The 22,109-nt window shown below is 68.2% G+C and carries 17 protein-coding genes; 15 read left to right on the top strand and 2 right to left on the bottom strand.

Features of this window, described 5'->3' with window-relative positions:
* The first annotated feature begins 88 nt into the window (after positions 1 to 88).
* Positions 89 to 760, top strand: coding sequence for a winged helix-turn-helix domain-containing protein (locus ACOFKX_RS05745; RefSeq protein WP_419826105.1), 672 nt, complete (start codon positions 89 to 91; stop codon positions 758 to 760).
* A complete protein-coding gene (locus ACOFKX_RS05750; protein ID WP_419826106.1) occupies positions 753 to 2,123 on the top strand; it encodes a sensor histidine kinase in 1,371 nt (456 codons plus the stop codon). Before ACOFKX_RS05745 ends, ACOFKX_RS05750 begins: the two co-directional genes overlap by 8 nt.
* A gap of 66 nt (positions 2,124 to 2,189) precedes the next feature.
* Here ACOFKX_RS05750 and ACOFKX_RS05755 read toward each other — a convergent pair whose 3' ends face one another.
* Positions 2,190 to 2,816 (bottom strand): FMN-binding negative transcriptional regulator, encoded by a 627-nt coding sequence (locus ACOFKX_RS05755; protein WP_419826107.1) that lies wholly within the window; start codon positions 2,814 to 2,816, stop codon positions 2,190 to 2,192.
* A 160-nt stretch (positions 2,817 to 2,976) separates the two neighbouring features.
* Between ACOFKX_RS05755 and ACOFKX_RS05760 the strand changes: the two genes are divergently transcribed.
* The 13 genes from ACOFKX_RS05760 (at position 2,977) to ACOFKX_RS05820 (ending at position 21,240) form a co-directional block, all read left to right on the top strand.
* Positions 2,977 to 4,443 (top strand): PLP-dependent aminotransferase family protein, encoded by a 1,467-nt coding sequence (locus ACOFKX_RS05760; protein ID WP_419826108.1) that lies wholly within the window; start codon positions 2,977 to 2,979, stop codon positions 4,441 to 4,443.
* Positions 4,444 to 4,586: 143 nt separating this feature from the next.
* Positions 4,587 to 6,854: a TonB-dependent receptor gene (locus ACOFKX_RS05765; protein ID WP_419826109.1), complete on the top strand. Its 2,268-nt coding sequence runs from the start codon at positions 4,587 to 4,589 to the stop codon at positions 6,852 to 6,854.
* Positions 6,851 to 8,914: an alpha/beta fold hydrolase gene (locus ACOFKX_RS05770; RefSeq protein ID WP_419826110.1), complete on the top strand. Its 2,064-nt coding sequence runs from the start codon at positions 6,851 to 6,853 to the stop codon at positions 8,912 to 8,914. The genes ACOFKX_RS05765 and ACOFKX_RS05770 overlap by 4 nt, the downstream gene beginning before the upstream one ends.
* Entirely contained in the window at positions 8,911 to 9,987 is a 1,077-nt protein-coding gene (locus ACOFKX_RS05775; protein ID WP_419826111.1) for an NAD(P)H-dependent flavin oxidoreductase, read from the top strand. The genes ACOFKX_RS05770 and ACOFKX_RS05775 overlap by 4 nt, the downstream gene beginning before the upstream one ends.
* 10 nt (positions 9,988 to 9,997) lie before the next feature.
* Positions 9,998 to 11,401 (top strand): amidase family protein, encoded by a 1,404-nt coding sequence (locus ACOFKX_RS05780; RefSeq protein WP_419827354.1) that lies wholly within the window; start codon positions 9,998 to 10,000, stop codon positions 11,399 to 11,401.
* The gene (locus ACOFKX_RS05785; protein ID WP_419826112.1) at positions 11,365 to 12,900 is read left to right on the top strand and encodes an amino acid permease; all 1,536 of its coding nucleotides are present in this window, start codon (positions 11,365 to 11,367) and stop codon (positions 12,898 to 12,900) included. The genes ACOFKX_RS05780 and ACOFKX_RS05785 overlap by 37 nt, the downstream gene beginning before the upstream one ends.
* 55 nt (positions 12,901 to 12,955) lie before the next feature.
* Positions 12,956 to 13,756 (top strand): pyrroline-5-carboxylate reductase, encoded by an 801-nt coding sequence (gene proC / locus ACOFKX_RS05790; RefSeq protein ID WP_419826113.1) that lies wholly within the window; start codon positions 12,956 to 12,958, stop codon positions 13,754 to 13,756.
* A gap of 54 nt (positions 13,757 to 13,810) precedes the next feature.
* The gene (locus ACOFKX_RS05795; RefSeq protein ID WP_419826114.1) at positions 13,811 to 13,993 is read left to right on the top strand and encodes a hypothetical protein; all 183 of its coding nucleotides are present in this window, start codon (positions 13,811 to 13,813) and stop codon (positions 13,991 to 13,993) included.
* Positions 13,994 to 13,995: 2 nt separating this feature from the next.
* Positions 13,996 to 15,363 (top strand): L-serine ammonia-lyase, encoded by a 1,368-nt coding sequence (locus tag ACOFKX_RS05800; RefSeq protein ID WP_419826115.1) that lies wholly within the window; start codon positions 13,996 to 13,998, stop codon positions 15,361 to 15,363.
* Positions 15,364 to 15,585: 222 nt separating this feature from the next.
* The gene (locus tag ACOFKX_RS05805; protein ID WP_419826116.1) at positions 15,586 to 17,841 is read left to right on the top strand and encodes a TonB-dependent siderophore receptor; all 2,256 of its coding nucleotides are present in this window, start codon (positions 15,586 to 15,588) and stop codon (positions 17,839 to 17,841) included.
* A gap of 4 nt (positions 17,842 to 17,845) precedes the next feature.
* Positions 17,846 to 19,366, top strand: a complete 1,521-nt coding sequence (locus tag ACOFKX_RS05810) for an amidohydrolase family protein (RefSeq protein ID WP_419826117.1) — start codon at positions 17,846 to 17,848, stop codon at positions 19,364 to 19,366.
* Positions 19,363 to 20,643, top strand: a complete 1,281-nt coding sequence (locus ACOFKX_RS05815) for an amidohydrolase family protein (RefSeq protein WP_419826118.1) — start codon at positions 19,363 to 19,365, stop codon at positions 20,641 to 20,643. Before ACOFKX_RS05810 ends, ACOFKX_RS05815 begins: the two co-directional genes overlap by 4 nt.
* 48 nt (positions 20,644 to 20,691) lie before the next feature.
* Positions 20,692 to 21,240 (top strand): hypothetical protein, encoded by a 549-nt coding sequence (locus ACOFKX_RS05820; protein WP_419826119.1) that lies wholly within the window; start codon positions 20,692 to 20,694, stop codon positions 21,238 to 21,240.
* Between the two features lie 89 nt (positions 21,241 to 21,329).
* On the opposite strand, the gene ACOFKX_RS05825 is transcribed toward ACOFKX_RS05820, so the two are convergent.
* Positions 21,330 to 22,091, bottom strand: coding sequence for a helix-turn-helix domain-containing protein (locus ACOFKX_RS05825; protein WP_419827355.1), 762 nt, complete (start codon positions 22,089 to 22,091; stop codon positions 21,330 to 21,332).
* Positions 22,092 to 22,109: the final 18 nt, after the last annotated feature.

Here is a 22,109-nt window from a genome sequence, read left to right on the forward strand (position 1 = left end):
AGGATTGACCGAAACTTGTCGTTTGCCAACTTGCCGAAGCCAGCCCGCCGGGCGCAGGAGGTCGTTCCGGTCCGAACCGAGCTCGACCATGAAGCTGCTGCTGCTTGAAGACGACGAGGCAACGCGCGAGCAGACGGCGCGTCACCTCACCGCGGCGGGTCACGTGGTCGAACCATGCGCCAACGGAACGGATGCCATCTTCCTCGGTACGCACGGCGAATATGGCGTGCTGATCCTGGATCGCATGGTGCCCGGCATAGATGGGTTGTCGGTGCTCAAAGCCTTGCGCGCGGCTGGCGTGCGCGCGCCGGCGCTGCTGCTCACGGCGATGGACGGCATCGACGATCGCGTCGAGGGCCTGGAGGCCGGCGCCGACGACTATCTGGTGAAACCCTTCGCCGCCGCCGAGCTGATCGCGCGCGTGAATGCACTGTCGCGGCGGCCGCCGATCTCGGGCACTGCGGTCGTCATCACCGTGGACGATCTCACGATCGATCGCGTGAAGCGTATCGTCACCCGTGCCGGCAAGCGGATCGAGCTTCAGGCGCAGGAATTCAAGTTGCTCGACTACATGATGCAGCATTCAGGCGAGGTGGTGACGCGGGCGATGCTGCTCGAGAATGTCTGGTCCTTCCACTTCGATCCGAAAACCAACGTCATCGAGAGCCATATGAGCCGCCTGCGGGGCAAGGTGGACCGGGGGTTCGGAAAGGAGCTTATCCAGACGGTTCGGGGCGCCGGCTACCGGTTCGGTGACTAAGGACAGCCCGCTCCGGAGCGCCGCGTTCCGGTTCGCGCTGGCGTTCGCAAGCGTGTTCGCAGTCGCCGCGCTGCTACTTCTCGGCATGGTCCGCCACCAGGTCGGCCGCTACGCGCGCGAGGCCACGCGCGGCTCGCTCGCGACCGAGACCGCCGTGCTGGCGGCGGAGGACCGCAGCATGCTCGCACGCGGGATCGAGCGCCGGATGCGGGCGACGCCGGATGGCAACTTCACCTACCTGCTGCTCGATCCGCAGGGGCGCAAGCTCATCGGTACGATCCCGACTGCCGCCGCGCACCCCGGATGGGGTTCGGTTGTCATGCGCGAGCGCCGTCCGGCGCCGGACGATCCCGAGCATCCCGAACGGCTCGTGACGCTCGGCACGCGGCTGGACGACGGATCGCTTCTCCTCGTCGCCACCGACGGCTTCGACGTCGTCCGGCTCGGCGGCCACATGATGAGCTTCACCATCATCTGGGCGACCGCGATCACGCTGGCGGCGCTCGCCGCGGGCTGGTGGACCGGGCGGCTCTTTTTGACGCGCTTGGCCGCCGTGAACGCGGCGGTCGAGCGCGTGATGACCGGCCGGCTGGACCAGCGGCTCCCCGCGATCGGTCTTGCTCCCGAACTCGACGACCTCTCGCGCAACCTCAACCGGATGCTCGACCGGATCGGCGGACTCATGGACGGGCTCCGTCAGGTCTCCACCGATGTCGCGCATGACCTGCGCACGCCGCTGACCCGGCTTCGCCAGCAGCTGGAAGCAGCGCGCGAGGCATCGGCGGACGAGCAGGCCTCGGCCGGGATCGACGCGGCCATCGCGCAGACCGACCAGCTCCTCGCGACCTTCCGGGCCATGCTACGCCTGGCGCAGATAGAGGGTGGCGGCCGCCGCACGCCCTTGATGCCGATCGATCTCGGCGCGCTCCTCTGCGGCCTCGTCGACACCTACGAGCCGGTCGCGGCCGATGCCGGGCACAGTCTGGTCGCGCCGGTCGGCGGGGAGATGATGGTGATCGGGGACGGCGATCTGCTCGCGCAGCTCTTCGCCAACCTCATCGAGAACGCGATCCTGCACACGCCTGCGGGAACGCGGGTGGCGATCACGATGGAGCGAGGCGCCAGCGGCGTCGTCGCCAGCGTCAGCGACGATGGTCCCGGTGTGCCCGAGGCCGAACGCTCGCGGATCACGCGTCGCTTCTACCAGCTCGAGCCCAGCCGCAGCAGCGGCAGCGCCGGTCTCGGTCTCGCCGTGGTCAGCGCGATCGTCCAACTCCACGGCGCCACGCTCTCGATCGACGATGCGAGGCCGGGCCTACGCGTCTCGGTGCGGTTCGCGGAAGCAGGGCCGGCGTCGGTGTAGACGGAACAGAAAACGCATGGGCGAAACGCCTTCGAGCGACCCCGTTTTGCCCGCCTGGAAGGACGATCAGGCTCTCTCGCGGAACCTCCGCATCCAAGCGACGAGCGCATCATCCCGCATCGCGGACGTGATCTCGGCGAAGCGAACGTCCGACTCATCCTGGCCGAGCTTGAAGCGAGCGGACATCGTCGTGACGGTCGCGCGAAAGGCGATGATCGCACGCTCCATCGCGGCGTAGCGCCCGCCCACCATAGCCGGGCGCCAGTCGCTTCCGATCGCGCCTTCCATCTTCCCGGTCAGCGCCTCGATCGACCTTCCCGTCTCTTCGGGCACGAACTCCAGCACGGCCGACATCTGCACCTGCGCGTAGTTCCAGGTCGGCGCCCAGGTGGCTTCGGTGACCATCGTGGTGGACACATAGCCTTGCGGTCCGGTGAAGAGGATCGACACCCGAGGATCGGCCTGCAGGGCGGAGACGAGCGGATTGTGCCGGGCCATGTGCCCGAAGACGCTCGCCAGCTTCCCGTCGCCACCGGTCTCCGCCAGCAGGGGGAGCAGAGCTCCAGGCGCCTCGCCCGAGACCGGCACGACCCAGGCAAGCGGGAAGCTGTCGATCAGGTCGAGAACATCCTGATCTCGGTAACGCTCGAACGGAGAGGCGGCGACGCGCTCCTCTACTGACGGCTTCTGCACGGCGTGCTTCCTCGACAACCTGCTCTGGGCCGATCCTGCGCGCGAGGCGACCGCGTGACGACCTCCAAGATCCATTGGATCAGCGGTCCAACTTATTGCGCCAACTGGTCCCACCCTATAGCGTCGCGAGCGGTTCCAATCTCAAGAAATCACCGGCTCGATGCGCAGACCCTGGAAGGTAGCCCTTCGTCAGCGCATCGATCCTTCCAGCCAAGTACCGCTCTACCGCCAGATCGCACAGGCGATCGTGCGCGAGATCGAGTCGGGTGGGCTCGGCCGGGGCGAGTATCTGCCAAGCTCCCGCGATCTCGCCGAGGCGCTCGGCGTAAACCGCAAGACGGTGGTGCTGACGTTCGAAGATCTCGTCGCGCAGGGCTGGCTGGAGACGAGCGGAACGCGCGGCACGATGGTGGCCCGTACGATCCGCGCGCCCGATCCCCACCTCCGCGCTCCAGAGGCCGACGATGCCGGCACGGCGCGGGTCGCATATGCCTACAGCCCACCACCGCGCCACGCACCCGCGCGCCTGGCCAGCCCCTCGGCGGTTCTGGACGAAGGCTCACCCGATGGCAGGCTGTTTCCGCTCGACGCCCTGACGCGCGCGCAGCGGGACGCGACACGACGGGCTTTTCGCGAGAACCGCCTGCTGTACCGTGATCCGCGCGGCTCGCCGATGTTGCGCGAACAGATCGCGGCGATGCTCAAGACCGAACGCGGCCTACCGGTCACCGCCGACAACATCTGCGTGACGCGAGGAAGCCAGAACGGCATCTATCTCGCGGCGCGCGCGCTCGTCTCGCGGGACGACGTGGTCGTCGTGGAGGAGCTGACGTACGAGCCTGCGGTCGCGGCCTTCTCGGCGCATGGAGCGCGGATCCTGACCGTCCCGCTGGATCGGGACGGGATCGACGTGGCGGCCCTGGAGGAGATATGCCGCGAGCATCGCGTCCGCGCCGTCTTCCTGACGCCGCACCACCAGTTTCCGACCACCGTGTCGCTGCGGCCCGAGCGGCGGCTCGGCGTGATCGAACTCTCGCGCAGGCACGGCTTCGCGGTGATCGAGGACGATTACGACCACGAATTCCATTTCGGATCGAGACCGCTGCTGCCGATGGCGAGCTACGCGCCGGAACAGGTGATCTACGTCGGCTCCCTGTCCAAGCTGCTGCTGCCCGCGCTGCGCATCGGCTACCTGGCGGCGCCGAGCGCGTTCATACAGGTGGCCGCAAGCTGGGTGTCGCTCATCGACGGATTGGGAAACACGCTGATGGAGGATGCCGTCGCCGAGATCGTCGGCAATGGCGAGCTTCGCCGGCATGCGAAGCGGGCGACGCAGATCTACGCTCGCAGGCGCGAGGCGTTCGCCGCGACGCTCGACGCCTCGCTCGGCGACGTCGCGTCGTTCGACATGCCGGACGGCGGCCTCGCCGTATGGCTACGATTCCGCGACCAGCATGTGCTGGACCGCACCGAGGAGAGGGCTGCCGCCCTCGGCCTTCGCCTAGCGCCCTCGCGATCGTTCGCGGCCCGGAAGGATGCCGCGAGCGGGTTGCGCCTCGGGTTCGGCAGCCTCGCGGAGGACGAGGCGCGAAGCGCGCTCGCCCTATTGGCCGAGGCGACCGCCTGATCCAAGCTGGACCCGTCGATGAACCCAGCTTGGATGTTTCCACGAGACGCCTTCATGACAGTCTAGCGGCTTCGACAGTCAAGAGCAGCTCCGGACGATCTCGTCACGGACCTCGGCTCGTTCGAGCGATCAGGGGGGAGGACATGGTGAGGACAGCACAGATTCTTGCTGGTTGCTCGGTGCTCGCACTCGCGGCGGTTCCGGCGGGCGCGCAGAATATGGTGACGCCGTCCGCGCCAGGAGACAGTCGCAACGATGCGTCCGCACCGGCGCCGGCGGTGACCGCCCAGTCAAACGAGATCATCGTCACCGCGACGAAGCGCCGCGAGCGGATCGACCAGGTGCCGCTGGCGATCAGCGCCGTGACCGGCGACCAGCTGCAGCGCGCCAATGCCAACAGCCTGTCGGACTACATCAACCGTCTGCCAGGCGTCGTATTCAACGATTACCAACCTGGCGTCTCCGAAGTCGTGATCCGCGGCATCTCCGCCACGACCTACCACGAGCAGGGCCAGACCACGGTCGGCTACTATCTGAACGACGTACAGATCGTGGAACCGGGCTTCCCGCTCGGTATCCCGGACATCGACACGTTCGACATCGATCGTGTCGAGGTGCTGCGCGGGCCGCAGGGCACGCTGTTCGGGTCGTCGACGCTCGGCGGTCTCGTCAACTACATCGCCAAGACCGCGGATCCCACCCGGTTCGACCTAGCCGCCGAGGGCCTGATCGGCTCCACGCACAACGCGAACGGCCAACTCAACTACGCCGGAAAGGCGATGGTCAACATCCCCATCGTTGCGGACAAGCTGGCGGTGCGGGTGATGGCGCTCCAGCGGTTCGATGCCGGCTATATCGACAATGTAGGGCTGACGCCGGCCAAGCAGGCCACCAACGACTTCCGCACCCGGGGCATCCGCGGCTCGGTGGTGTTCACGCCAACGAACGACACCAAGATCACTTATCTCGGCACCTACCAGGACACCAAGCTCGACGACGAGACCTACATCACGACGGGCGGCACCTATGTCCGCAGCACCGGCATTCGCGAGCCGCAGCAGACGCGCTTCTTCCTGAACAGTCTTCGGCTCGACCAGACATTCCAGGATTTCGCGACGCTGACCGTGCTGGGCTCGATCGATCACAAGCGCAACCGGACGACCTTCGCCGACCCCTACGGCTACGTCACCAGCACCTTCGGCGGTCCGGACGTGCCGTTCGACAAGACCCGCGCACACGCGAACATCAAGACGATCGAGGCTCGCCTCGCCTCCGCCGACACGGGGGGTCCGTTCCGTTGGCTGATCGGCACAAGCTATCTGAGATCGCGCCAAGTCAGCTTGGACCAGCTCTACGATCCCGGCGCGGAGGCCTTTATCAATAACGCCGAGCCGGGCGTATTTCCGTACCCTGCCTCCGTTCTTGCGCCGGGCGACCGCGTCTACTCCTACTTCACCAGCACCCGTAACACCGACTTCGGCGTGTTCGGCGAGGCGACGTTGCGCCTGATGCCGGGAATCGAGATCACCGGCGGCGGCCGCTACTTCCGTACCGAAGCCAAGGGCGACGTCGTCAACGGTGCCGGCTTCGTCAGCGGCAGCCCCGTCGACCTCGCAGGCAGCGTCGATCAGAAGGAACACGGCTTCACGCCGAAGGCGACGCTGTCGGTCAAGCCTAACTCGCACCTCCTCGCCTACTTCACCTACTCGCAAGGCTATCGCGTCGGCGGGATCAACCCCAACGCGGGCCTGCTTCCCGCCATTCCGACCGCCTATGGCAGCGACAAGGTCTACAATTACGAGTTCGGAGTGAAGGCGAGCACGCCAGACAACCGGGTCACGGTCGATGCCACGGTCTTCAACATGGACTGGAAGAATATCCAGGCGCGCGAGTTCGGGCCGGCGCCAAGCTTCTACTCCTACGTACTGAACGCCGCCGACGCCAATGTCGCGGGCGTCGAGGTGGCGTTGACGGTGCGGCCGCTGCGCAACCTCACCATCAGCTCGAACATGACCTATCAGGATGCGCACCTGACGAAGCCCCTGCCCGACAATTACGGGCCGGGCTATCCTGCTGGCACGACGCTGCCGGGATCGTCCAACTGGTCGGTCGCCAACAACGTCGAGTACGAACTACCCGGGGTCTCCGGCAAGCCGTCGGTCGAACTCGCGCACCGCTACCTGTCGACCGCACCCGTCGCCTTCGGCAACCCCAACACGCGCGGCGGCTTCAACGTCTTCGATGCACGCGCCGGCGTGACTGTGCGAGAACATTTCCGCCTGCTCGGTTTCGTGAACAACATGTTCAACAAATATGGCATCCTGAACGCGCCCTTCACGGCGCAGACCGCGCCCGCCTACTCGATCATCCGGCCGCGCACCTACGGCCTCAGGATTGACTGGACGCTGTGAGAGCACGCCTGCTCCCGCTGATCGCCGCCGCGCTGATCGCGGCGGCCCCGGCGCCGGACGTTGATCGCGGTGGGCCGATCACGCCCGCCGACATCATGTCGCTGAAGGACGTACGCGAGGTGGAGATCTCGCCCGACGGCCGCACCATCCTGTTCACCGTCCAGGCACAGATGTCGACCTTCTCGCCCGAGCACTCGACGATCTGGTCGGTGCCCGCCGACGGCTCGGCGGCCGCGCGACCCTTCATCATCAGCGCCGGTGCCGACGGCGGGCCCCGCTGGTCGCCCGATGGCAAGCGGGTCGCCTTCCTTTCCAATCGCAAGAACCCGCTCACGGGCGGGCGTGATACCGGCTTCGACTTCAAGGTCGACATCGCCTCGACGCCCGGCCGGCCGGCCGAACCTGCGCCGCCGCCGGCCTCGCCTGCGACGAGCGGCGAGCCGTCGCGCCAGCTCTGGCTGATGCCGGTGACGGGTGGCGAGGCCGTTCCGCTGACGGCGCTTCCCGGCGACGTCAGCGAGATCGCCTGGTCGCCGGACGGCACGCGGATCGCCTTTCTCAGCGCCGATCCCGATACGCCCGAGGAGAAGGCGGCGAAGGCCGCGAAGCGCGACTGGACCGTGGTCGACGAGAGCCGGCACATGACCCGGCTGTGGCTGCTCGACCTGCGCGCCCACTCGGCGCACCGCCTGTCCCCCGCGGACCTGAACGTCGAGGCGATCGACTGGTCGCCCGACGGCCGGACGCTCGCGCTGCGCGTGACGGGCAGCACCAGCATCAACGATGCCTTCTACCACTCGCGCGCGGTGATAATCGACGCGGCGACGGGGGCGGTCGGCCCGACGATCTACGACCATGTCGCGGAAGGGCCACGCTGGTCTCCCGACGGACGCGCGCTTCTCGTCGACGAGATCCTGTCGCCCGGCTTCATCGGACTGGCGCCGCGCGTGATCGATGTGGCTTCGCGGCGCGTCGAGCGGCTGGGCGACGATCATCCCGGCCTGCTCACGCAACTGCGCTGGGCGCCGGACGGCCACTCCGTGCTGGCGCTGTCCTTCGAGCGGACGCGATCCAAGCTGGTGCGGATCGATCGCCGCTCCGGCGCGGTCTCGCCGCTGGCGGGTTTTGATGGCGAGGCGGCCGACTTCACCGCCAGCAAGGACGGAAAACGGTTCGCCATCGCCGCGAACGCCCCCTCCGTCCCGGCCGGGGTCTGGTCGATGGCAGGCGGGCGCACCCGGCTCGTCACGGAGGTGAACCCGCAGGTCGTACGCTGGCGGCTCGGCGACGTGCGGGAGGTGAGCTGGCGCAACAGCCGCGATGGCCACATCGTGTACGGTGTTCTCGTGACGCCGCCGGGCCTCGTGGCGGGCACACCCGTCAAGCTCGTGGTGCAAGGCCATGGCGGCCCCGAGTGGGCGTGGTGGTCGGGCTGGCAGGGAAGCTGGCACGAATGGGCACAGCTCCTCGCCACGCACGGCTATGCCGTGCTGCTGCCCAATCCTCGCGGCTCGGACGGACAGGGCACCGCGTTCGCGCGCGCGGTCGGCGGCGACTGGGGCGGGATGGACTTCCAGGACGTCGTTGACGGCGTCGACATGCTGGTGCGCGACAAGATCGCCGATCCGGACCGGATCGGCATCGGCGGCTGGAGCTATGGCGGCTATCTCGCGGCTTGGGCGGTGACGCACGACCGGCGCTTCAAGGCGGCGGTAGTCGGCGCCGGGCCGACCGACATGGTGGCGATGGCGCGGGTCACCGACACGCCGGACTTCCCGCTCGGCTATTTCGGGGACTTGGAAGGTCATCTTGCCGATTACCGGCGTGCCTCACCGGCGTTGTCGGTATCGGCGGTCCAGGCGCCCGTGCTCGTCCTCGACGGCGAGGCGGACACGCGCGTGCCGGCGACGCTCGGCCTCGAATTCTACCGGGGTCTCCGGATGCTCGGCAAGCCGGCGGTGATGGTCCGCTACCCCCGCGAGCCGCACTGGTTCCACGAAGCCGCGCACCAGGAAGACGTGCAGCGCCGCGTCCTCGACTGGTTCGACCGATACCTATGAGCGCGGCTCCGCTCGATCGCGCCGTCCGCTTCTGCGAAGCCTATGGGGTGGCCGCGCCGGTGCTGGCGGCGCCGATGGCAGGCAGCAGCCCGCCCGCGTTGGCCGCGGCCGTGGCACGGGGCGGCGGCATGGGCGGCTACGGCGCACTGTTGGACGATGGTGCCCGCATCGGGCGCTGGTTCGCGGCCTTCCGCCAGGCAAGCGGCGGGCCGGTGCAGGCCAACCTGTGGGTGCCGCGCGCCGCGCCGCCACCGCGCGACCGAGCGGCGGAGCAGAGCGCGCGCGCAGCTCTCGCCGCCTGGGGGCCGCAGGCGACCGAGGAGGCGACCGATGCCGCCGCGCCGCCCAATTTCCAAGAGCAATGCGCCGCATTGATCGCGGCGCGGCCGACGGCAGTCTCCTCCGTCATGGGTCTGTTCCCCGCCAACTTCGCGGCCGAACTCCGCACCGCGGGCATCGCCTGGTTCGCGACCGTGTCCACGCCGGCGGAGGCGCGCGCGGCCGAGGCGGCCGGCGCCGACGCGGTCATCGCGCAAGGGTACGAGGCTGGCGGCCACCGCGGCGAGCTCGATCCGGACGCACCGGGCGAAGGTGGCATCGGCCTGATCGCGCTCGTCCCGCAGGTGGCTGACGCAGTGAGGATCCCGGTGATCGCCGCGGGGGCAATCGCCGACGGCCGGGGCATCGCCGCCGCACTCGCGCTCGGCGCCAGCGCGGTGCAGATCGGCACCGCGCTGCTGCTGGCGGACGAGGCCGATACCCACCCGACCTGGCGCGCTGCGATCCCGGCGACGGCGCCGGACGCCACCGTCGTCACCCGCGCCTATTCGGGACGTGCGGCACGGGCGATCGGCAATGATTATGTTCGTGGCGCGCCGGCTGCCCTGCCCTACCCCGTCCAGCGCGGCCTCACGGCGCCGATGCGGCGGGCGGCGGCGGAGCGCGGCGATGCTCGCGTGATGCAGATGTGGGCCGGACAGGGCGCATCGCTCGCGAGGGTGGCGCCGGCGGCCGACCTCGTCCACCTGTGGTGGGCGGACGCTCGCGCCGCATTCGGGATTCGGGGAGAGTAAACCGGTGTCGATGACGATCGCGGAAGCCTGGGCCATCGGACGGCTGGACGCACACGCGCAGGCGGAGCGCGTCCGCTCGGGCGAGCTTCCTCCCGGTGCGCTGGTCGAGGCGGCGATCATGCGCATCGAGGATGCCGACGGCTCACTGAACTCGCTTTCCAGCACCGCCTTCGACCATGCTCGGCGCGCGGTGTCGGCGGTCGATCGCACCACGCCGATGGCCGCCGTACCTTACCTCCTCAAGGCTTCGCTCGCCTATCCCGGCTTCCCGCAGACCTCCTGCTCGCGCGCGAAGGCCGGGGTCGTCGCCGATCGCGCCTATCCCATAGCGCACCGGTTCGACGAGGCCGGGCTCGTGCCCGTCGGCATGTCGACCATGCCGGAGACCGGCCTGCTAGTCAGCTGCGAAGGGCTTCAGTGCGGTACGACGCTGAACCCTTGGGATCCGGCCGTCAGCGCCGGCGGATCGAGCACGGGCGCTGCGGTCGCCGTCGCCGCGGGCCTGGTGCCGCTCGCCCACGCGAGCGATGCCGCCGGCTCCATACGCATCCCGTCGTCCAATTGCGGCGTCGTGGGGTTCAAGCCGGGCCGCGGCATGAACGTCCGCGCCCGCGCCGCTCACCTCCTGGACGACCTGCTGTGCAGCGACGCGATGATCGCGCGCAGCGTCCGCGACGCCGCTTGGTCGGCGCGCTGGTGCCGTCCGGCGGAGGCGCGTTGCAGGCCGGCGGACGGCCGGCGCCTGCGCATCGCGATCGCGCCCGAGGGCCTCGCGGGAGCCGCCGATGCGGGCGTGACGGAGGTGGTCGAGCGTACCGCTGCCCTGCTCGCGGAGCTCGGGCACGACGTCCGCCCCGACCGTCCCGCACTCGATCGCGCGGCACTCGCCGAGGCACTCGCGACGCTCTGGTGCTATCTCGGCGGCGACGTCACCGACGGCGTGGCCACCGCGAACCCCGGCGTGCCGCTGGACGGATTGCTGGAACCTTGGACGCTGGGGCTCGCGCAACGGCGCGAGACGATCCCGCCGCAGCGTCTCGCCGACGCCTACGCAGCGATTGCCGCGTTCACGCGGGCGTCGGCCGAGTTCTACGAGGGCTACGACGTGATCCTCTCACCGGTGACGAGGACGATGCCGCCGCCGCTCGGCACGCTGGCCCCTACCCGCGCCTTCGACGATCTCGCCCACGCCTTCTTCGACTATGCGAGCTACACGCCTCTCCAGAACATGAGCGGCGAGCCCAGCATCAGCCTGCCCGTACATGCCGTTTCGGGCGGTCTGCCGACGGGCGCGATGCTCTCGGCCGCTCCGGGCGGCGACGACCTGCTGCTGGAACTTGCCGCCGAGATCGAGCGCGCGGCACCGTGGTCCGATCGATGGCCGCCGGCCACGGCCGCCGGGTCGCCTCGATGAGCTGGTCCCCGCGCAAATCGCTCGAGGCGGTTCGCGAGGAGGCGGCGTCGGCGGGCCTCGTCCGCGCGCTCGGCCCCGTGCAGCTCGTGCTTATCGGGGTCGGCTGCATCGTGGGCGCGGGCGTCTACGTGATGACGGGCACGGCCGCCGCTAATTATGCGGGGCCGGCGGTGGTGCTGTCCTTCGTGCTCGCCGCCTTCGCGTGCGGGCTGACTGCGATGTGCTATGCCGAGCTCTCGTCGGTGCTGCCGGTATCGGGCGCCTCCTATACCTACGCCTACGCTTCGCTCGGCGAGGTCTGGGCGTGGGCGTTGGCATGGATGCTGATGCTAGAGTTCGGTCTGGCGGGCGCTGCGCTGGCGGTGGGCTTCTCGGGCTATCTCGCCAGCCTACTCGGCGATTTCGGTCTGCACATTCCCGATGCGCTTGCCCGCTCGACGCTCGTCGCGACGGTCGCCGGACCCGACACCCGCTTCGCGCTTAATGCATCGGTGAACCTGCCCGCGCTGCTGGCACTGGTGGCCGTGGCGCTGGTGCTGGTCCGCGGCGTCCGCCACTCGGCCGCGATCAACACGATGCTGGTGCTGTGCAAGATCGGCATCCTCATCCTGTTCGTCGCGTTCGGGGCGCCGCACGTCGAGCCCAGCCACTGGACGCCGTTCGTGCCGCCGTCGGAGGGCGGCTTCCGCTACGGGCCGGCGGGCGTGCTGCGCGGCGCGTCGGTGGTGTTCTTCGCTTATCTCGGCTTCGAAGCGGTGGCCACCGCCGCGTCGGAGGCGCGCAAGCCGCAACGAGATGTCCCGGTCGGCATCCTCGGCGCACTCGTCATCAGCACTCTGATCTATGCCGCGGTGGCGGCGGTGCTGACCGGGCTGGTCCCGTTCCGCCAACTGGGCGTGCCCGATCCGATCGCGCTCGCGGTCGGCGCGATCCGCCGCCCCGTCCTCGCCATCTTCGTCAAGGCAGGCGCGCTGACCGGCCTTGGCTCGGTGCTCCTCGTCAACACCTACGGCCAGTCGCGGATCTGCTTCGCAATGTCGCGCGACGGGCTGCTGCCGCCGGTCTTCTCGCGCCTGCACCCGCGCTTCGCGACGCCGGCGGCGGGCACCGCGATCCTCGCCGCCATCTCGGCGACGGCGGCGGCGATCCTGCCGATCGCGTTGCTGGCGGACCTCGTCAGCATCGGCACCGCCTTCGTGTTCTGCGTCGTGGCGGTGAGCGTGATGTGGCTTCGCAACGCGCGTCCCGACCTCCACCGGCCGTTCCGCGTGCCGCTCGGCGGCGTGCGGATCGGCGGCACCTGGATCGGCACGGTGCCGGTTCTGGCGATCGTCTTCTGCCTGGCGATGATGGCGCCGGTCCTGCTCGACATCGGCGGGCGTGCGATCGCAGGAGACCGGATCCCGGCGACCATCCTGGCGCTGTACCTCGCCGCGGGCGCGATCATCTACGCCGGTTACGGCCGGCGCTACTCGCACCTACGACGCGCGATCGCCTGAGCGCGCCGGCCCGCTTCGGCGCCGGCCGCGCTCGCTCAGAGAAGGAGCTTCGACAGTGAACATCCTCTTCATCGGGTGCGGCCGCATGGGCGGCGCCATGGCGCGAGCCTGGACGAGCGACCATCGCGTGCTGGCGCATGATCCCTGGGCCGCACTCCCCGAGGGAGTGGAGAAGATAGGCGATCTCGCCGGGGCCGACCTGCCCGACGATCTCGTCGTGATCCTCGCGGTCAAGCCGCAGGCGGTCGAGACGCTCCGGGCGATGCTGACGCCGCTTCGCGATCGCGAGCCGCTGTTCGTCTCGATCATGGCTGGGGTGCCGCTCGCCAAGCTGCACGAGCTGCTGGGGAGCGAGTGCCGCATGGTGCGGACGATGCCGAACACCGCGGCCGCCATCGGACGCGGCATCACCGCAGCCCACGCATCCGAGACAGCCACTGCCGACGACCGCGCGCGGGTCGAGGCTCTATTGCGCGCGCTCGGCGAGTCGATCTGGCTCGACCAGGAGCGGGAGTTCGACGCGGTCACCGCCGTTTCCGGCAGCGGGCCGGCCTACTTCTTCCGCTTCACGGAGGCGCTCGCGGCCGCCGGAGCGGCGGAAGGACTCTCGCCGCAGCAGGCGATGCTCCTCGCCAGGGCGACGTTCGCGGGAGCGGCGGCGCTCATGGAGAGCCGCAGCTCGCAATTGGCGGCGTTGCGCGCGGAGGTCACCAGCCCGGGTGGGACGACCGAAGCGGGCCTAGCCGTGATGGACAGCGAGAACGGGATCGACCGGCTCTTGGAGGGCGTCGTCCAGGCGGCCGCGACCCGATCGCGACAACTGGCTGCCGACGAGAGCGTGAAGCAGGCCAGTTAGCCTACGGTATCGCAGCGTGCTGTCGATGTTCTCATCGAGAAATCGGCGGAACAGGTGGGCAGTTCGCTTCGCGGGTTGGCCGAACGGCTCGGCCGCGTTTCGCTGGCGGAGGCGGGGAGAAGCGAGGATATGACCGACAACCGTGCGTATCGCCTGGAGTGGCTGGTGGAAGAAGTACCGATCTCGATGAACACGACCGCCGCCGGCGGCAAAGCCAGCCCGACGACGCTGGTCTGACGATGGTCGCCAGCGTCTTCGAGCTCTTCAAGATCGGGGTAGGTCCGTCGAGTTCCCACACCATGGGTCCGATGACGGCCGCGGCGGATTTCGCGGGCAGGGTCGCGGACGACGCGGTCAGGGTACAGGTCCGGCTTTACGGCTCGCTGGCGCTGACCGGCAAAGGGCATGCGACCGATCGCGCCATCCTGCTCGGCCTGGCGGGCCACGTACCCGCCGAGATCGACCCCGACCTCGCCGAGGAGGAGATTATCGGCATCAGGTCTAGCCGCCGGCTTAACCTGGCGGGTCGGAAATCCATCGAATTCGACGAGCAACACGACCTTCTGTTCCTGCAGCGGGAACGCCTGGACTTTCACTCGAATGCCATGACGTTCGTCGCCACCGGGATGGACGGCGAGAGACTCGCGGACCGCACCTATTACTCCGTCGGAGGAGGCGCCATATTGTCGCAGGACGACATAGGGCGCAACTCGCCCGATGAGGGCGTCTGGGACGCGCCGCACCTCTTCCGCTCGGGCGCGGAACTGCTCGCCCTCTGCTCGGCTACCGGGAAGACCATAGCCGAGCTGACCGCCGAGAACGAGGCGGTGGGCTTGCCTCCAGGCGAACTCCCGGTCCGCCTGGCGATCATCCGGGCCGCGATGTCTGCGTGCATCGATCGGGGCATCCGGTCCGAACATGCGGAACTTCCCGGAGGCTTGCGGGTGAAGCGCCGCGCGCCGGCGATCTATAAGGCGCTGATCGCGCGTCAGGAGCGCGCCTTGTCCGATCCGCTGGCGGTGATCGACTGGATCAACCTGTGGGCGCTCGCGGTCAACGAGGAGAATGCCGCAGGGGGCAAGGTCGTGACGGCCCCCACCAACGGCGCCGCCGGCATCGTCCCTGCCGTACTCCGCTACTATGAGCGTTTCGCTCCCGCCCCGACGCAGCAGGGCATGGACGCCTTCCTGCTCACCGCGGCGGCGATCGGCTCGCTATTCAAGGAAAATGCCTCGATCTCCGGAGCGGAGGTCGGCTGTCAGGGCGAGGTCGGCGTCGCATGTTCCATGGCGGCGGCGGGGCTGGCCGCGGCGCTCGGCGCCTCCCCCGGCCAGATCGAGAACGCGGCCGAGATCGGCATGGAGCATAATCTCGGCCTCACCTGCGATCCGGTGGCAGGGCTGGTGCAGGTGCCGTGCATCGAGCGAAACGCGGTCGGCTCGATCAAGGCGATCGAGGCCGCCCGGTTGGCCATGCTCGGGGACGGCACGCATCGCGTCAGTCTGGACCAAGTGATCGAGACGATGCGGCGGACCGGGTTGGACATGAGCGAACATTATAAGGAGACCGCGCTCGGCGGCTTGGCGGTCAACGTCGTCGAGTGCTGAGCGGCTCGGAGGCGACCACGTCCAATGCGTACTGCCCGACCGGCCGCTCGAAGCCGTAACCGCTCATGCAGGCATTGTGGCAATGAGCTCATCAGCTCACGCGCACTCGGCCCATCAGCAACGAAATGCGGCCCATCCTAGATGACATGTACCGACGGCGATGTTAGTATCCGCGACAGGACAAGAATGCCTGAGACAAATTCAGGCAAAAGGGGAACTGCTATGTTTCGACTTCGTCGCGCACGCGGTCTGATCCTGTCCGGCGCTGCTTTTTGCGCTGTGCAGTCGACGGCTCTCCTTGCGCAGGATCAGACTGCGACGCCCACTGATCAAGGGAGCGGCGAGTCAATCAAGACGCGCAAGGATCAGAATGGCGACATCGTCGTCACCGCGCAACACTTCGTGCCCGAGGGCGCGCAGACCGCGACGAAGACCGACATACCACTCGTCCAGACGCCGCAGTCGATTTCCGTGGTGACCCGCGACCAAATCGATCTCCTGCGCTTCGTCGACGCCCAGCAGGCGGTGCGCTACCTGGCCGGCGTCACGGGAGAGGGCTACGGCAACGATCCCCGGTTCGACTTCGTCACGATCCGCGGCTTCACCCCGCGCCAGTATATCGACGGTCTGGTGGTGCCCGCAACCACGACGATCGCCACCACCGGCGTCGATATCTACGCTTTCCAGTCGCTGGAGGTGCTGAAAGGGCCAGCGTCGGTGCTCTACGGCGCGGCGCCGCCGGGAGGCATCCTCAACGAGGTCAGCCGCCGCCCGAGCTCGACCACGGCGGGAGAGGCAAGGGCCACCTACGGCACCGACGACTACAAGGAGTTCGCGACGACGATCACGGGGCCGGCGACGTCCTTCCTGGACGTGCGGATGACGGCTCTCTATCGCGATCGCGAGCTCGACGTCCGTCACACCGACGACAAGCGCGTGCTGCTGGCGCCCAGCGCCACCCTCAAGCTCGGGCCGCGCACGAGCCTTACCGGGCTCTTCTACTATCAGTATGACAAGGACCGCGGCGGCGCCGGCGGCTTCCTGCCCGAAGTGGGCACGCTGTTGCCCAATCCCAACGGACGCATCAGCCGCTCGACCAACCTCGATCATCCGGAGGATCTATACACCCGGCGACAATATGCTGCGGGCTACGAGTTCGATCACGGCTTCTCGGATGCGCTGAAGTTCGTCTCGAACACCAAGTGGAGCCACTATCACGAGTTCACGCCGATCGGGCTCTACAGCGGCGGCGGCTTCGTGACGGTCAACAAGGCGGATCCAGGCGATCCGGCTAATTTCCGCACGCTCCAGCAGTACAACTTCTCGTACCAGGAGCTGGTCAACAGCTTCACCACCGACAACCGGCTGAGTGCCAAGGTCACGACCGGACCGCTCACGCACAAGCTGCTGGTCGGCGTCGATTATCGCAACGTTCGTAACGTCGCCTCCGACAATTTCCTTTTTGCGGGCACGCTCGACGCCTTCGATCCGGTCTACGACCCCGCGGTGCCGGCGTCGATCGGCTACCCAACCCGCTACAACCAGCAGAAGCTCAAGCAAACGGGTGTCTACGGGCAGGACCAGATCGGTTTCGACAACCGCCTCTTCCTGCTGCTGAGCGGCCGCTACGACTGGGTTCGCGCGCGGTCGGCACGTACGTTCGACTTTGGCGATCCTGGTAACCTCATCACCACACCTCCGGTCTACGACAGCCAGCACGAGCATAAGTTCACCTATCGGGCGGGCCTCAGCTACGTCACGCCGTCGGGCCTCGCGCCCTATGTCGGCTACGCGACGTCGTTCGAGCCGGTGCTCGGCACCAACGCGACGACCGGCGGTCCGCTCAAGCCTACCACGGTCCGCCAGATCGAGGGCGGTCTGAAATATGACGGGCGCGGACTGCCGAGCGACATCAAGATCTTCGCGACGCTCGCGGGCTTCGACATCCGGCAGAAGAACTTCGTCTCTACTCAGGTGAACCAGAACCCCGCCGGCGCGACGACGCAGGGCGGCGAGGTGGAGGTCTACGGTGCCGAGCTAGAGGTGGTCGCGCGCATCCGCGAGCAGCTCTCGATCAACGCCGCCTACAGCTACAATCATAGCGAGGTGAAGAGCGCGCTCGCCGAGCCTGCCGACGTCGGTTATCCGTTGCCGGTGACGCCTAAGCACAAGGCGTCCGCTCTCGTCGACTACACGTTCCGCAAGGGCCTGCTGGCAGGGTTCGGCGGCGCCGCGGGCGTACGCTACACGAGCAGGAGCACCGGCGCGCTGCCCGGCGCCTTCGGCACGCCGGTGATATACGGCCAGAGCGCGACGTTGATGGACGCGATCCTCCACTACGACCTGCCGGGCTGGCGCCTTGCCGTGAACGCGTCGAACCTGCTCGACAAACGCTACGTGTCGCGTTGCGCGGGGTTCTTCAGCTGCGATTACGGCGCGGCGAGGCAGGTGCTCGGCACCGTCACCAAGCGCTTTTGACCTCGTGGGCGGCTGGCGCGCGCGGATCGCTCGCCCGGTCGGCGCCGCGATCCTGCTCGCGTCGGTATCGCTCCTGCCTGCCGCGACGGCGATCGGGCAGGATCGGGGCCTATCCCCTTCGGAAGATCGGGATGGGAGGCCTGATACTCATGGTCGCTTCGAGAGGCACGACCACGAGCACGGCGGTCATCGAGCCCGCCGGGCCCGGGCCGGCATCACACCACCCTACACGCGCGATATCTTTCCCAGCACGTACAAGCCGCTGCCGCGCGAAGACACGCTGATCGTCCACGCGAACATCCTCGACGGCGAAGGGCATCGCATCGAGGATGGCGAACTCCTGATGCACGACGGTACCATCGGGGGCGTCGGTCGCGGGCTGCGCCGCGACGGCGCACGGGTGATCGATGCGGCCGGACGGTGGGTTACCCCCGGGATCATCGACGTCCATACCCACGACGGCACCTACGTACTGCCGCTCACCACGATCGACGAGCGATCGTCGGATGTCAGCGAACTCGGCGATCCGAACGCCGCCGGAACTTGGATCGAGACGGCGATCAACCCGCAGGACATCGCCTTCGCGCGCGCTCTCTCGCGCGGCGTCACGACATTGCAGGTGCTGCCGGGCTCCGACCCGATCTTCGGCGGCCGTTCGGTGGTGCTGAAGCCCATCCCGGCGACGACCATGCAGGGGATGAAGTTTCCCGGCGCGCCGCAGGGCATGAAGATGGCCTGCGGCGAGAACCCGAAGAGCACCGACGCGGAGCGGGCGCGCGGCCCGACCAGCCGTGAAGGCGAGGTGGAGTTCATCCGCTCGGCGTTCGGCCAAGCTCACCACTATATGCACGAGTGGCAGGAATATGTCGACGGCGAGGACGATGAGCCGCCGCGCGACGACCCGCGGCTCGATACTTTGTCAGCGGTCCTGCAAGGCAAGATCGCGGTCCACATGCACTGCTACCGCGCCGACGAAATGGCGGTGATGATTGATCTCTCCAAGGAGATCGGGTTTCGCATCGCCGCCTTTCACCACGCGGTCGAGGGTTACAAGATCGCGCCGCTCTTCGCCGCCAATCATATCTGCGCCGTCGTTTGGTCGGACTGGTGGGGATACAAGATGGAGGCGTCCGACGGCATCCGTGAGAACGGCGCATTCATCGACGCGGCGGGCGGTTGCGTGATGATGCACTCCGACTCTCCGTTCCTGGGACAATGGCTGAACGTCGAGGCGGGCAAGGCCGCCGCCGCCGGACGCCGCGCCGGGCTCAGCCTGCCGCCCGAACACGTAATCCAGTGGCTGACGCTCAACCCGGCGAAGGCGCTCGGGCTCCAAGACCGGATAGGATCGCTGGCGATCGGCAAGAACGCGGACGCGGTGATCTGGTCTGCGAACCCGTTCAGCGTGTACGCGAAGCCGGACGTCGTCTTCGTGGACGGAGCGGTGGCGTTCGATCGCGCGGACCCGAACCGCCAGCCGCGCACGGACATCGAACTCGGCCGCATGCCGGAGGCGCGGCCGTGATCCGCACGCTGGCGATCGCGATGCTGCTCGCCGCCCCCGCGCCCGTCGCCGCCGAGACGATCGCCATCGTACATGCAAGCGCCTTCACGATGACCGCGCCGCAACCTGTCCGCGATGCCACCATCGTCGTCACCGACGGCAGGATCGTCTCCGTCGGCAGCGCAGCGGCAGCGCCGCCCGGCGTGCGGGTGATCGACGCGCATGGCCACATCGTGACGCCCGGCTTGTTCGATCCCGCGACGCAGATCGGCCTCGTCGAGATCGCGGGCGCGCGCGACACCGACGACAGGACGGTAGCGAACGGACCTCTGGGCGCCGCCTTCGATGTGAGCTTCGCGCTCAGTTCGAACAGCACGCTCGTTCCCGTCGCGCGCGCCGATGGCGTCACGCAGGCCATGAGCTTTCCGGGAGCGTCGGCCACCCAGCCGTTCGCGGGGGCCGGAGCCCTCGTCCGGTTGCGCGAGCACGGGCCGTTGCTGGAGCGACCGCGCGCGGCGATGTTTGCGGCGATCGGGAACGGGACGCAGGCCAAGGCGGGAGGCTCGCGGGCGGCGCAGTGGGTGCTGCTGCGCAACGCGCTGGCCGAGGCTCGCGCATTCGGCGCGTCGCCGCCGCTCCGCGGTCCTCGCGACCAGCTTCTCGACCGTCCGGACATCGAGGCGCTGCAGCCCGTCATGAGGGGCACGATGCCGCTCGCCCTCGTCGTGGACCGTGAGTCCGACATAAGGGAAGCGATCGCCCTGTCGTCCGACATGCACGTCCACGTCGTGATCGTCGGCGGCGCCGAGGCATGGAGGCAAGCGCACGCGCTGGCCGCCGCGCACATCCCGGTGATCCTCGATCCGGAAGTGAACCTTCCGCAGAACTTCGACTGGATCGGCGCCCGGCTCGACAATGCGGCGATACTGGCCAAGGCCGGCGTGACGATCGCGTTCAGCGTATCCGGAAACTCCGTGTACCTAAGCTACGACGCAGGCCTCGCGATGCGCGACGGCGCCGGCATCGCGGTGGCCAACGGATTGCCTTACTTCGACGCGTTGCGCGCGATCACCGCCACGCCCGCCGCGATCTGGGGCGTGCAGAGGGCGGGAACGCTGGCGCCCGGCGCGGACGCGGACCTCGTGATCTGGGACGGCGACCCGCTCGAACCGGCGAGCGCGCCCATCATGGTCCTCATCGACGGCAAGCCGGCGTCGATGGCGACGCGGATGACCGCTTTGCGCGACCGCTACGCTCCGCAGAGGGCGAACGATCCGCTGCCCCCGGCTTATCGATGACAACGGGGCTCGCCCGAGGGATGTCGCAAGCTGTCGTCGCAGGATCGCGTGCTGCCGAACGCCGCCATCGGTCCCGTGCGGCTCGCGGCTGGCTCGACGTCGGCGCGAACCGAAGGGGGGCACGCCGGGGATCGCACACGCTCAAGCCTTGACCGTAGACAGGAGATCGTCATGAAGCTGCGCATTATCGGCCTGTTGCTATCCCTCGCCCTGCCCGTCGCTGTCCAAGCCGCGCCAGACGAGGCGGCGGGTCGGCGGAGCATGGTCGAGATCTATCGCATCGCACCCGGGCAGCAGGACGCCTTCCTGCGGCTGATCGCGCGATGCGACGACGCCAACCGCATGGCGGGCCTGCCCCCGCGCGAACTCTACGTGCACAGCGATGGCGCCGATTGGGACTTCGTGCTGATCCAGCCGGCCGAAACGCCGAAGAACAAGCAGGCGGCGTTGGATGCCGCCTGGAAGAAGCTGGGGCTTCCCGAAGGAGCCGACTTCTTCATGGCAATACGCAGGTTCATCGCCGAGCACAGCGACACCAGCGCCATCGGCCCGACTACCGCGGCGGATTATCTCAAGGGGCCGCCGGCCGTTCGGTGACGGGCCCCTCACGGCTAGCCATAAGTCGCTTCGTCGTCACGCGCTTCGACGAGATCTCCGACCCTGAGCGCCGGATCGAGCAAGCCCGCTCAGCGCCGCATGTAGGCACTGGGCGGCGCGCCGAAGGTGCGATGGAACATGGCGGTGAACGCGCTCGGGCTCTCGTAGCCGACATCGTAGGCGACGCTGTTGATCTGTCGGCCGGCGGCAAGCAACGACATCGCCTCCATCACCCGCACCTGCTGACGCCAGGTCGCGAGCCCCATGCCCGTATGCTGCCGGAACAGGCGAGTGAAGGTGCGCCGCCCCATGCCCGCAACTCGTGCCCAATCGTTGATGTCCCGCTGGTCAGCCATGTCGGCCAAGATCGCCTCGCAGACGCGGCGCAAGCGCGGATCGCCAGGCATCGCGGCACGAACGGGGCTGCTCGGCATCAACTTCAACTCGTCGAGCAGCATGGAAACGATCCGCCCTTCGCGCGCGTCGACGTCATACTCGCGCCTGAACCTGGTGACTTCCTCGATCAACGCCTGGATCAGCGTTGAAACTTCGAGCACGCGGCAGTCATGTGTCTCGCTATCGTAGGCGGGATCGATGTACAGCGTCTGGAACACGACCGGGCCGCGACAGGATAGCTGATGCTGGACACCGGCGGATATCCAGATCGCCCGCTTTGGCGGCAAGATGAAACTTGCGGCGTTAGTGGTGAACGACATCACTCCTGAAGCCGCGTAACAGAGCTGTGACCGATCGTGACTGTGCATCGGGTCGACAAATCCCGCCGGATAATTGTCCTCGAAGGCCACCACAGGTCGAACCGTCATCGGAAAATCCGCACTGCGCTTCACCACCGCCTTCAACCTCGCAGA

Origin of the sequence: Sphingomonas sp. (genome assembly GCF_965200105.1) — a bacterium.
In the GTDB taxonomy this organism is placed as follows: domain Bacteria; phylum Pseudomonadota; class Alphaproteobacteria; order Sphingomonadales; family Sphingomonadaceae; genus Solisphingomonas.